The sequence below is a fragment of the Polynucleobacter victoriensis genome (assembly GCF_900187875.1).
Lineage (GTDB): Bacteria > Pseudomonadota > Gammaproteobacteria > Burkholderiales > Burkholderiaceae > Polynucleobacter > Polynucleobacter victoriensis.
In genome coordinates, this window is record NZ_FYEX01000001.1 from 640,698 (window position 1) to 653,120 (window position 12,423).

Consider the following 12,423-nt stretch of genomic DNA (forward strand, 5'->3'; position numbering starts at 1 on the left):
ATTAACGCTTACTTCATCCATCCTTTTTTGCGGAAGTACACCAATGGAATGAAAGCAGATACCAACATCATGCAAATTGCAAATGGGTAACCAATCGTTGAGCGTAGTTCTGGCATATGGTCAAAGTTCATACCCCAAATACTTGCTAAGAGTGTTGGCGGCATTAAGGCCACAGACACAACCGAGAAGATCTTGATGATCTTATTCTGATTGATGTTAATGAAACCAACGGTTGCATCCATCAAGAAGTTGATCTTATCGAACAAGAAAGCCGTGTGATTTTCTAAGGAGTCAATGTCACGCAAAATTTGACGTGCCTCTTCTTGCTGCTCATCTGAGAGTAACTTACTGCGCATTAAGAAAGATAAAGCGCGGCGTGTATCCATCACGTTACGACGAATACGACCATTCAAGTCTTCCTCTTTGGCAATAGTTTCCAAAACACCCGCCGCATCGGTATCAGTAACGTTGTGAGTTAGAACTCGCTTACCAGCCTCTTCAAGATTTTCATAAACCTCTTCCAAAGCATCTGCAGAATATTCAGCATCTGTTGAATAGAGATCTAATAAAACATCTTTTGCGTTGCGCACAGAACCAGGGCGCAAACGTGCACGCAAGCGAACCAAGCGGAATACAGGTAAGTCCTGCTCATGTATCGAGAACAGGATGTTGTCAGTCAATACGAAAGCAACTCGCACGTTACGTGAGTTTTCATCATCATCCAAGATGAAGTCCGTACGAATGTGCAAATGGCCATCATCCGCCTCGAAATAACGGGCAGAAGCTTCTAAGTCACCTAAATCTTCAAGCTCAGGAAGTGATACGCCAAAAGCCTCTTTGATCCACTGAAGTTCTTCTTCTTCAGGATCAACAACATCAATCCAAATAGGGTTATGGTGTTCAAGTAGTTCTTGACGGTCATCGACCTGCTCCTGGGCTAGGCGACCTTTTTGTAGTACGAATAGGTTGATCATGCCGGGGCTCCGATCTTGTTTTTCAACTATTTATGTTGAGGAGTTAGCCACAGGGGTTCGCGGAGTTTATCCTATAGTCTGAGAAAACTAAAGCATCCTGTTAAATTCTCTGGCAATTTTCGTGAGATATTAACGAGATTAGATGAAAGATTGATGAAATACCGATGAAAACGCGTCCTTTATTTACTGAACAACTTGCCAATGCCTGGTCTACCCAAGACAGCATGCTGTGCGTGGGCCTAGACCCAGACCCTAAGCAGTTTCCAGCCTCAATCAAAGGTAAAGGCGGCGCCATATTGGCTTTTTGTCGAGAAATCGTGGATGCCACAGCTGATTTGGTCTGTGCATTTAAACCTCAGATTGCTTATTTCGCGTCTCAAGGGGCAGAAGATCAGTTAGAGCAACTAATTGACCATATTCATCGCCAGCATCCACAAGTGCCGGTGATTTTGGACTCTAAGCGTGGAGATATCGGTAGTACGGCTCAGCAATATGCTATCGAAGCCTTCGAGCGCTACAAAGCCGACGCCGTCACAGTGAACCCATACATGGGATTTGATTCAATTGAGCCCTACTTAAAGTATGCCGATAAAGGTGTGATTGTTTTGTGCCGCACCTCGAATCCAGGCGGATCAGATTTGCAGTTTTTAGAAGTTAATGAACCAGACAATGCAGCAAAGGAACAGCTCTACCAACGTGTGGCTCGCTTAGCTGCAAGTCGTTGGAATAAAACTGGTCAATTGGGCTTGGTGGTAGGCGCCACCTTCCCCGATGAGATTGCCAAGGTACGAGCAATCGTTGGTGAGATGCCTTTGCTCATTCCAGGTATTGGTGCTCAAGGGGGCGATATTCCATCAACTGTTAAGGCTGGTACCGTTCACGGTTCACCAGGAACGGGCATGATCATCAACTCGTCTCGAGCTATTTTGTATGCGAGCCAAGATAGTAAATTTGCGGATGCTGCTAGACAAGTAGCGATTGCGACACGCGATGCACTACGCGCAGCCAAGGCTTAAAGAAGTCATTCACTGATTTAATGAAAATCATTCCTCAATCATCTTGGATTTGGGCAAGACCTGAAAGAGCTCTAGCATTTGGCTTTGGCTCTGGCTTATCCATCAAGGCTCCTGGCACTGTTGGTACTTTGTATGCGTGGGCCATCTATTTGGTACTACAAGCTTTATTAGATGGTCATGTGATTGCTTGGGTGATTGGATTAGGTGCAGTCGCTGGCATTTGGATTTGTGGCAAGGTAGGCGAAGAATTAGGTGTGCCTGATCATGGTGGCATTGTTTGGGATGAGTTCATAGCTTTTTGGCTGATTCTGTTCATGGTGATGCCAACAGATATTTGGGGGCAACTCGGCGCATTTTTGTTATTTAGATTTTTTGATGCTGTTAAACCTGGTCCCATCAAATCGATTGATCGCTACTTCAAAACATGGCAACCCAGTGTTGAACGCTTAGATCAACCAAAAAAAATTCCGTCATGGGTAGTACGTGGTTTTGGCGTGATGATTGATGACATTGCCGCAGCTGTGGCAACGCTATTCATGATTGCGATTGCCTCTCGTCTGGGGTAATAATTGTGAGCACTATGAACACTTCAAGCACTCAAGATTTGGTTTCTCAATTAGCCAACGCACTACTTGAGAAACGTTGGCACTTAAGCACAGCGGAATCTTGCACAGGCGGCCTAGTTGCTGCAACCATCACTGAATTAGCAGGATCTAGTGATTGGTTTGAACGTGGCTATGTGACTTATAGCAATTCCGCAAAATCTGAAGACATCCATGTATCACCCGAATTAATTACACAGCATGGCGCCGTGAGTGATCAAGTTGCCAAGGCGATGGCTATAGGCGCCAAACAAAGCAGTCATACTGAAGTTGCTCTATCAATCACGGGTATTGCAGGGCCAACAGGTGGCAGCACCCAAAAACCAGTAGGCACAGTTTGCTTTGCATGGGTGTTGGCAAACGATGCCATACATAGTGAAACAAAACTATTTAGCGGCAATCGCCAAGAAGTACGTCAACAAGCGTGTGAGTTTTCCTTAAGAAAACTATTAGAGCTTGTTCATTCTTTCTAGAATGAAATCTATCCTGGCTGGAAAATTAACTCTTGCTTTAGAACAATACTGAACTTTGTCATAGCATTTAGGTGCTGGCAAGGCAGCCGCTAAAGAAGCAGCCTCTTCCATGGATAGTTGATTAGGCTTAATGGCAAAGTAATGCTGTGAAGCAGCTGCAATACCAAAGACTCCCTCACCCCACTCAACGCTGTTGAGATAAATCTCAAAAATACGATTTTTAGGTAAGGTGATTTCTAACATGGCAGTAATGGCCAACTCTTGCACCTTACGCACGTAATTTTTTTCGCCCGATAAAAATAGGTTTTTAGCCAACTGTTGAGTAATGGTTGAGCCACCACGTAAATGTTTACTGTTTTTTTGATTTCTGTCCCAAGCATCTTTCATGGCTTGAGGTTCAAAACCAGCATGACGATAAAAGTCACTATCTTCGCTAATAGTGATAGCGCGCTTTAAGTAAGGTGATATTTTTTTAAATTCAATCCATTCTTGTTTGATGCCACATGAATGAATGTATGGAATACTCCAACCACACAATCGATGACGCTCAGCTAGCTGAAATGCTGTGATCGATGGATTAACCCAACGCCAAGCCAAGATTTGTAAAAAGAAAAAGGCTTGAAGTGCCAAAATCGACAAGAGAAATACAGAGATGAAATAACGTAGATATTTCATGAAGAGGTTGGTCTTTTCTTGATTATCTTGGACTTATTGTTTGTCGTTTGATTAGTTTTTTGCTTGGCTATTTTTAATAGGTGGCTCGCACAGCCGCAATCGCACCATCAATATCCAAAGTGCTATCAGCACCTTTGAAATTACGCCAAGTTTCAAAAGCAAGCGCGGCCTGCTCAACCAACATACCCAAACCATCACTCGCTTTTAGACCAAGCTCTCTCGCATCTTGCATGAATCGAGTTTCTTTGCCGTAAACCATGTCATAAGCAAGTGTTTTTGAATTTGAAATTGCCTTTAAGAGCTCTTTAGAAATTGGCGATGCATCACCCAAACCGCTAGCAGTGGCATTAATAATTAAATCAAATGCATCGCTAGAGTCCCTATCACTCTGAGCAAGATCCTGAATCTCTATGGCCTCAAGCAGCACCTGGGCCGATGTTGCAGATTGTTTAAATTGCTCAACCAGTTGTTGTGCTTTTGCAAAAGTGCGATTGGCAATGGTGATTTGCCCAACCTTCTCTAACATCAGTGGCTCAATTACTCCCTGCGCAGCGCCACCAGCACCCAGAATTAAGACCTTGGCATGATTTAGAGATGCGCCCTGATGCTTTAACAAACGCTGTAAATCTCTTGTTAAACCAGCGCCATCAGTGTTGTCACACCATAATTCGCCATCTTTGTACCAGAGCACATTGGCCGCTTGTGCAAGCTTTGCCGTCTCAGTTTTTTTCTGAGCCAACTCATAAGCTTCCAACTTGAATGGCACTGTGATGTTGAGACCTTTGCCACCACGTGCAAAGAATTGCTCAACGGTTTCTTTAAAAGCATTTAATTCGCTAAAAATTCTGCCATAGTGAATGGATTGATTGGTTTGCTTAGCAAAATAAGCATGAATGATGGGTGACTTACTGTGCGCAATAGGATGACCAATCACCGCATAGACATCCTTGCCTGGATGACTTTGGGGATTCACCTGATCGATAGTTGCTTGATTAGTCACTGTTGCCGTTGTATTAATGATGTTGGTTCAGTGTATCAATTTTTTAAATCTAACTTAAGCTCACCACCTTCTCTAGTGAACTCAAAGGTAGATACCCAATCCAATACATCGATTTTTTTGCGCATGGCATCTGTAAATCTACCAAATGGTGCTGCAGAGCGAATAATCGCTACAGCCTGACGATCTAATTCCTGATTACCCGATGATTTCATCACAGTAATACCATCTTTACTCAAGCGGCCCAATTGATCAACACTCACCATCAGTACCAAGCTGCCATACAAAGCCTTACCTTGAACTCTCGGAAAATGTGCCGTGCCATGACCTTCAATTTGCTTGCGCATCGCATCGTAATACTGGGCAAATACAACTGATTTAGCACTGGTCGCAGTGACAACGGCTCGCCTTGGTTGCTGACCATCTTTTTTTAAACGCTTGGCCAGTTCAGCTTCAAGTGGATTGGTCTCTGCTTTTGTTTCTGAACTCTTACCTTGCAAGGTGCTCGCTTGATTCTCACGGCCAGCCTTCATCTCAGACAACAATCGCTTTTGTTCTGCCTGCATTTTTTCCAACTGTTGGGCTAACTCAGGATCAGCACGTCTTAAAGCACTCGCATGAAATTCCTTTAGCTCACCACCACCATTTAAATCAGCTTGCGCGAGTCGCTTTGGATTAACAGGCGCCTGCTGACTTCTGGCGTTGACCAAAACAACGCTCAAAGGAGTTTTTAAACGTCGCTCTTTTTCAGTCTCTGAATGCCACTTAAATGCCAAAAAGAAAATATGTAAAACAATTGATGCGCCAAGCGCATACGCAAGCGGCGTCTTCCACTCACGCCAATCCAACTGGATGTAGTTACTGATCTGAAGTCGGTTTAACATCACCAACCACCTCTTCAGCTATTACAGCCTGATCCACTGGTTGCTCTGCAACCTCATCACCCACTTCATCATCCATCTCATCTTCTTCAAGCTCAGCAGGATGCAATAAACCAAGATAACGAACACTGGCTTCAAGCGCCAAGAAATCAATCTCAAGTACTTCAACCTCCGCACGCGCACCTCTGGGTTGCTCCGCCAACTCAGGAACTGATAAGCGCAATGGAATTTGTTCAACACGTGCCTGACCATCTTTGAGGTGTCTGACAACGCCCTTCCAAGGCAAACCAGTTTGCTTTAGATATTGCAAACACCAATAACGCTCCATTTGATTTTGATGTTCTCCGTAAGCTGCATAAGTACCGTCGAAATCTGCAGCTATCGCCATCAAATCAGCATCTTTTAGTTTAAATGGTGCCACTAACTTCGCAGTCACACCATGTTGCGCCATGGCAATCAACTGCCACTGATTCACTAAATCAACGTAACGTCGCAATGGAGATGTGCACCAAGCGTAATTTTCAACACCCAAACCTTCATGTGGACCAGGCAGGGTTTGCATACGAGTACGTTGCGGTCCCCAACCTTTTTGAGTACGGTAGATTCCTGGCACACTGTGATTGGCTAATTGATTGCCCCAAGTACTGTTACAGAAAATCATCCACTCAGCCACAATCGAATCTAGCACCGATCCACGTTGTCTTGCAAAAATTTCAACCACGCCATCTGTTACTTTGAAATTAAAGTCACGCGCCAAAGCATTAGGGTCAGGCAACCCTAAAACCTCCGCCTTAAGACCACTGGCCATGCGTTGTTCTTGTCGTTTGGCATGCAATTGCTGAGCTGAACGCCACAAAACTTGTAGCTCTAGCTGATAAGGTAACTGCGCTGAATTATTTAAATCTTGCAAAGACTCTTCAGTCACTAAATCTTCTAAATTATCTAAACGCAGATTAGATGCCATTGGCACACGCTCAACCTTGGTGGTGGGCGCATACTCGCCATCTAATATGGGATTGCCATCTACATTTAAAGTGACATACAAAGAAACTGCTGGGCGCACAGGCGGCTCTTGATTTGAAGAGTCTTGATTGGCTGCATGCAAAGAAAAAACGTCAATGATTTCATCAGGCAACATCGTGATCTTGCCACCTGGATAGTAGACCGTTGAAAGTCGCTGGCGGCCAACTTCATCCAATGCACCACCACGCTGTATGGCAAGTCCTGGCGCCGCAATATGCACACCTACTCGATAACAAACTTCATCATTGATTTTGATTGCAGTCACAGAAAAAGCATCATCAATCTCTGTGGTGGTGGCATCATCAATCGAGAAAGCTTGTACCTGAGCCACGGGTAATTTTTGCAAAGCCTCTTCCCAAGATGCCTGTTCATTGGCTTGCAATTGAACTTGAAAACCCGTTCCCTTAGGAAAGTGCTCTTTTAAAAATTTTCCTTCGTGATACGCCAATGCTGAAGTTAAAACCCCGCACTTTAAAAATAATTCGGCAATACCGCCCTTTAGGCCCTGCGCTGCATTTGCTACAGCTTTATAAGCGGTAGTATTTTTATCTGGAGAAAATAAAAGCGCGTTGATCTGCGGGCGAATTTCTTCTGGGAGATGCCCCGCTTTAAGCTCTTCCTCCCAAGCTTGCTGTTTTGCTAATTCTGCTTTTTTACGCTCAACTGCTAAAAGTGCCGCTTTTAATTGGTCTTCGGGTGCACGCATGAACTGCCCACGCCCCTTACGACGAAAATAGACTGGTGCACCTTGCAATGCAATTGCTAAAGTTGTTTGCTGGATTGGGGTGGCAGGATCACCAAAATATTCTTTGGCTAAATCAGTAAATAAAAATTCACCATCACCCGCACACTCCCACAAGAAATCTAAATCGACTTCTTCTGACAGTTTTTTTGCTTCTGATAAAAATTGATCGGGTTGCGAATACTCAAAACGTAACCACACGTCTTTAGATTTCAGCTTGCCTCGCTTGCCACCCAAACTCTCAACTGCCAATGGCTCGCTATCAGAACCTGAAATTAGGGTAGCGATTTTGATATCGCCACCATCTTCATACAACAGATGCATTAAAGAGAAATCCCGCCACTGGCTTCTAATGCAATACCGTTGATGTAACTAGACTCATCACTGGCCAAGAATGCGTACACATTGGCCATTTCTTCTGGCTTACCTAAGCGACGCAACCAAGAACGCTCCTTCATACCATTCAATACTTCTTCTGGCATTGAAGCCAAAATACTTGTTTCCACAAAGCCTGGACATACTGCGTTCACTCGAATCCCTTTAGGCCCTAACTCACGCGCCCATGTGGTTGTAAAACCAATCACACCATACTTAGTAGCAGCATAGTTTGTTTGACCAAAGTTACCGTACAAACCAACCACGCTTGAAGCGCTCACAATGGACCCTTTACCAGCTTTTAACATGTGTGGCACCACTGCTTGCGTGCAATTAAACACGCCCTTTAAGTTAACGTCGATCACAGCATCAAACTGGGCTTCTGTCATATTTACCAAACGCGCATCTTTTGTAATGCCCGCGTTGTTAATCAAGACATCAATGCGGCCGTATTTTTCGATCACCGCAGCAACAACCTGATCAATATTTTGACGATCTGTGACATTCATTACAAAGCCTTCAGCCTGACCGCCTGCAGATTGAAGTTGTTCTGTAGCGGCCTTCACCTGATCAGCATTCATGTCACAAATGATTGAAATACCGCCTTCATCACAAAACTTTTGAGCAGTTGCAAAGCCAATTCCATTAGCACTTCCAGTAATGATGCAAACTTTGCCATCTAAACGTTTTGCTAAATTTTTTGTCATAGTTAACTTTCTAAAATTCAGTGATTACTAAAAAATATTTTTTGTTGCTGCAATAAACCCAAGAGTTTGCGATGAACACCACCAAAACCGCCATTACTCATGACCAAGATGTGATCACCTGGTTTAGCTTCTTTCTTAACAGCCGCGATGAGTTTGTCTAAATCATCAAAAGCTTGCGCCTTAGCACCCAATGGCGCCAAAGATTCTTTCAAGTCCCAACCTAGCGCATCCTTACCAGATGCACTACCGTAACCAAATACCAAATCAGCATCTTGCAAACTATCTGGTAACTGACTTTTCATCACACCCAACTTCATCGTATTGGAACGCGGCTCTAAGACTGCCAAAATACGTGTTCCAGGATTTCTGCCAACTTTACGTCTTAATCCATCAACGGTAGTTGTGATGGCGGTTGGATGATGTGCAAAGTCATCATAGATAGTGATGCCATTAACACGACCAATTACTTCCATGCGACGCTTGACGTTCTTAAATGTGCCAAGTGCCTTGGCAGCATTCTCCGGTGAAACACCCACATGATTCGCTGCCGCTATGGCAGCCAATGCATTCAATTGATTATGACGACCCGTAACAGAAGCATCTTCATCCCACACCACTTCTGCCACCTCTTTAGTCTGGAACAGAACCTTGAAGCCATCATGAGCAGTGTCTTGTAAAGACCAATCAGATTGTTTTGGGTTTAAGCCAAATTTTTCTAGAGTCGACCAACAACCGCGTTTGATCACACGATCTAAACTGTCCTCTGCACTATTGACCACCAAGCAACCATTACTCGGCACAGTACGCACAAGATGATGGAACTGAGTCTCAATAGCCGTGATATCAGCAAAAATATCAGCGTGGTCGAACTCTAAATTATTTAATATCGCTGTGCGTGGCCTGTAATGCACAAACTTACTGCGCTTATCAAAGAAAGCTGTGTCGTATTCGTCTGCCTCAATCACAAAGTAGTGAGGGTCATTTGTATTGGGTCCTGTTTTTTGACCTAGACGTGCAGAAACATCAAAGTTATTAGGTACGCCCCCAATTAAATAACCTGGCTCCAGGCCATTCGCTTGCAAAATCCAAGTGAGCATCGCTGTCGTAGTTGTTTTGCCATGAGTACCTGCCACCGCTAAAACATGTTTACCTTGTAATACCTGCTCACCCAACCACTGAGGACCGGATTGATATGGCAAGCCCTGGTCCAAAATAGCTTCCATCAAAGGATTACCTCTAGAAACCACATTACCAATAATGAATAAGTCAGGCTTTAAAGAAATCTGTTCAGGTGAAAATCCTTCAATCAGTTCAATACCCTGAGCCTCCAGTTGAGTACTCATTGGAGGATAAACATTAGCGTCACAACCAGTCACTTTATGACCAGCTTGACGTGCGATGGCGGCAATCCCGCCCATAAAAGTACCGCAAATACCTAAGATATGAAGATGCATGGCAAGATTTTATCGAAACATCAGTGCAAAATAAGGTAAATGTTTGAAAACAGAAAGAAATAAAGTGAATAAACGTCAATGGAGTTTGCTAGTTGTTGCCGGTCTTGTTGCAGCCGCTTTGGGCATGAGCTTGGCTAGCTTTAAATACAACCCAAAACCTGCCCAAGATTCAGCAATCGAAGAGTTCTTTAAACAAGAATTGCGCTCCCCTAGCGGCGAAATCCATCCAACAGCTAATTGGCGCGGAAAAGTTCTGGTTCTTAACTATTGGGCATCGTGGTGCCCACCCTGTGTTGAAGAAATGCCCGAATTAGTCAGATCCCAAAGCAAATATGCCGCTAAAAATGTGCTATTTGTCGGCATTGGTGTCGATTCACCATCGAATATACGTGAATTTCTTTTTAAAACCCCTGTTAACTACCCTATAGTTTTGGGAGGTCTAGAAGGATCCAACTGGGCAAAAAGTATGGGAAATCCTAGCTCTGGCTTACCTTTTACGGTGCTCGTGAATGAAAAAGGCGTCATTATTAAGTCAAAACTCGGCAAAATAACCGAAGATGAGCTCAGTTCATGGATAGATAGCGCTATAATTCCTTCTAAGTAAAAAAACTATAGGAAGGGCATCATGGATTTACGAAAACTCAAAACTTTGATCGATTTAGTAGCCGAATCTGGCGTATCAGAACTAGAAGTAACAGAAGGTGAAGACAAAGTACGTATCGTTAAAAATCCTGCCCCCATCGCCGCACCCGCACAACAAATTTACGCGCCAGCCCCGGCTGCAGCTCCTGCAGCCCCAGCTCCAGCAGCTGCTCCAACTGCTCCAGCAGAAGCTGCTGCCCCAGCAGCACCAACTGGTCATGCCGTGAAATCTCCAATGGTAGGTACTTTCTACCGCTCACCAACACCTGGCGCTGATGCGTTTGTAAAAATTGGTGACACCGTTAAAGAAGGTCAAACTCTTTGCATCATCGAAGCGATGAAGCTACTGAATGAGATTGAATCTGATAAATCAGGCGTAGTGAAAGAAATTCTTTGCGAGAACGGCCAAGGCGTTGAATTTGGTCAAGCTCTTTTCATTATTGGCTAATCAAGCTAAAGCTTAAAAAGGGTTACCCATGTTTGAAAAGATCCTCATCGCCAACCGTGGCGAAATTGCACTACGTATTCAAAGAGCTTGTCGTGAGATGGGCATCAAAACCGTGGTTGTTTTCTCAGAAGCCGACCGCGATGCAAAATATGTGAAGCTAGCCGATGAAGCAGTATGTATTGGCCCAGCTCCATCAGCACAAAGCTACCTCAGCATGCCAGCAATTATTTCTGCTGCTGAAGTAACTGATGCTCAAGCGATTCACCCAGGTTATGGTTTCTTATCTGAAAATGCCGACTTTGCAGAACGCGTTGAGAAATCTGGTTTTGTATTTATCGGCCCAACAGCAGAATCTATCCGCTTGATGGGTGATAAGGTTTCTGCCAAACAAGCGATGATTCGCTCAGGCGTGCCTTGCGTACCAGGTTCAGAAGGCGCGCTTCCAGATAATCCAAAAGAGATTATTGCAACAGCCAAGAAGATTGGTTACCCCGTGATTATTAAAGCTGCCGGCGGTGGCGGTGGTCGCGGTATGCGCGTGGTTCACACCGAAGCTCATTTGATTAATGCTGTGAACATGACTCGCGAAGAAGCTGGTCGCGCCTTTGGTAACCCAGAGGTTTACATGGAGAAGTTCTTAGAGAACCCTCGCCACGTAGAGATTCAGATTCTTGCAGATACACATAAAAACGCAGTTTATTTAGGTGAGCGCGATTGCTCTATGCAACGCCGTCACCAAAAAGTGATTGAAGAAGCTCCAGCGCCAGGTATTGATCGTCGTTTAATTGCCAAAATTGGTGAACGTTGCGCAGAAGCTTGCCGCAAAATTGGTTACCGTGGTGCAGGTACATTTGAATTCTTGTACGAAAACGATGAGTTTTATTTCATTGAAATGAATACACGTGTTCAAGTTGAGCACCCAGTAACTGAGTTAATTACTGGTATTGATATCGTTCAACAACAAATTCACATTGCTGCTGGCGAAAAATTACCTTTCCGCCAAAAAGATATCGAGTTCAAAGGTCACGCTATTGAATGCCGTATCAATGCAGAAGACCCAGTGAAATTCATGCCAAGCCCAGGAAGAATTCAGTCATGGCACATGCCAGGCGGCCCTGGTATTCGAGTTGACTCTCATGCTTACGCTGGCTACTTTGTGCCTCCAACCTACGATTCAATGATTGGTAAGTTGATTGCCTATGGCGCAACACGTGAACAAGCGATTCGCCGTATGCGCATTGCTCTCTCAGAAGTTGCGATTGATGGCATTTTGACTAACATTCCATTACACCGCGAATTAATGTTGGATCCAAAATTTGAAGCAGGTGGTACAAGTATTCACTACTTAGAACACAAGCTAGAAGAACAAGCCGCTTCACGTCGTGGCAACACGAAGTAAGTTAGTCTTTAGCGC

Annotated in this window: 13 protein-coding genes; 6 read left to right on the forward strand and 7 right to left on the reverse strand. The window is 44.3% G+C overall.

What is annotated here, in order from left to right; genetic code table 11:
• Positions 1–8: 8 nt before the first annotated feature.
• Entirely contained in the window at positions 9–974 is a 966-nt protein-coding gene (corA, locus tag CFR83_RS03330; RefSeq protein ID WP_088812554.1) for a magnesium/cobalt transporter CorA, read from the reverse strand.
• Positions 975–1,138: 164 nt separating this feature from the next.
• Between corA and pyrF the strand changes: the two genes are divergently transcribed.
• Genes pyrF through CFR83_RS03345 form a run of 3 tightly spaced genes read left to right on the forward strand, consistent with a single transcriptional unit; the run spans position 1,139 to position 3,065 of the window.
• Positions 1,139–1,990 (forward strand): orotidine-5'-phosphate decarboxylase, encoded by an 852-nt coding sequence (gene pyrF / locus CFR83_RS03335; protein ID WP_088812555.1) that lies wholly within the window; start codon positions 1,139–1,141, stop codon positions 1,988–1,990.
• A 20-nt stretch (positions 1,991–2,010) separates the two neighbouring features.
• The gene (locus CFR83_RS03340; protein WP_088812556.1) at positions 2,011–2,556 is read left to right on the forward strand and encodes a phosphatidylglycerophosphatase A family protein; all 546 of its coding nucleotides are present in this window, start codon (positions 2,011–2,013) and stop codon (positions 2,554–2,556) included.
• 14 nt (positions 2,557–2,570) lie between these two features.
• A complete protein-coding gene (locus tag CFR83_RS03345) occupies positions 2,571–3,065 on the forward strand; it encodes a CinA family protein (RefSeq protein WP_088812557.1) in 495 nt (164 codons plus the stop codon).
• On the opposite strand, the gene mtgA is transcribed toward CFR83_RS03345, so the two are convergent.
• The 6 genes from mtgA to mpl form a co-directional block, all read right to left on the reverse strand.
• Positions 3,042–3,740 (reverse strand): monofunctional biosynthetic peptidoglycan transglycosylase, encoded by a 699-nt coding sequence (gene mtgA / locus CFR83_RS03350; protein WP_088812558.1) that lies wholly within the window; start codon positions 3,738–3,740, stop codon positions 3,042–3,044. The two genes, CFR83_RS03345 and mtgA, sit on opposite strands and share 24 nt — an antisense overlap.
• Positions 3,741–3,813: 73 nt before the next feature.
• Positions 3,814–4,740 (reverse strand): shikimate dehydrogenase, encoded by a 927-nt coding sequence (aroE, locus tag CFR83_RS03355; protein WP_088812559.1) that lies wholly within the window; start codon positions 4,738–4,740, stop codon positions 3,814–3,816.
• Between the two features lie 35 nt (positions 4,741–4,775).
• Positions 4,776–5,621: an energy transducer TonB gene (locus tag CFR83_RS03360; protein WP_088812560.1), complete on the reverse strand. Its 846-nt coding sequence runs from the start codon at positions 5,619–5,621 to the stop codon at positions 4,776–4,778.
• Positions 5,596–7,707, reverse strand: a complete 2,112-nt coding sequence (locus tag CFR83_RS03365) for a ribonuclease catalytic domain-containing protein (protein ID WP_088812561.1) — start codon at positions 7,705–7,707, stop codon at positions 5,596–5,598. Before CFR83_RS03365 ends, CFR83_RS03360 begins: the two co-directional genes overlap by 26 nt.
• Positions 7,707–8,465 carry a 3-oxoacyl-ACP reductase FabG gene (gene fabG / locus CFR83_RS03370; protein WP_088812562.1) on the reverse strand — a complete coding sequence of 253 codons (759 nt, stop codon included), beginning with the start codon at positions 8,463–8,465 and terminating at the stop codon, positions 7,707–7,709. The genes CFR83_RS03365 and fabG overlap by 1 nt, the downstream gene beginning before the upstream one ends.
• A gap of 17 nt (positions 8,466–8,482) precedes the next feature.
• A complete protein-coding gene (mpl, locus tag CFR83_RS03375; protein ID WP_088812563.1) occupies positions 8,483–9,919 on the reverse strand; it encodes a UDP-N-acetylmuramate:L-alanyl-gamma-D-glutamyl-meso-diaminopimelate ligase in 1,437 nt (478 codons plus the stop codon).
• 43 nt (positions 9,920–9,962) lie between these two features.
• Here mpl and CFR83_RS03380 point away from each other — a divergent pair, with 43 nt between their 5' ends.
• The 3 genes from CFR83_RS03380 to accC are packed head-to-tail and all read left to right on the forward strand — an operon-like array spanning position 9,963 to position 12,408.
• Complete coding sequence (locus tag CFR83_RS03380; RefSeq protein ID WP_243383337.1) at positions 9,963–10,523, forward strand: TlpA family protein disulfide reductase; 561 nt, start codon at positions 9,963–9,965, stop codon at positions 10,521–10,523.
• Positions 10,524–10,544: 21 nt separating this feature from the next.
• The gene (gene accB, locus CFR83_RS03385; RefSeq protein ID WP_088812564.1) at positions 10,545–11,009 is read left to right on the forward strand and encodes an acetyl-CoA carboxylase biotin carboxyl carrier protein; all 465 of its coding nucleotides are present in this window, start codon (positions 10,545–10,547) and stop codon (positions 11,007–11,009) included.
• Between the two features lie 28 nt (positions 11,010–11,037).
• Positions 11,038–12,408: an acetyl-CoA carboxylase biotin carboxylase subunit gene (gene accC / locus CFR83_RS03390; RefSeq protein WP_088812565.1), complete on the forward strand. Its 1,371-nt coding sequence runs from the start codon at positions 11,038–11,040 to the stop codon at positions 12,406–12,408.
• Positions 12,409–12,423: the final 15 nt, after the last annotated feature.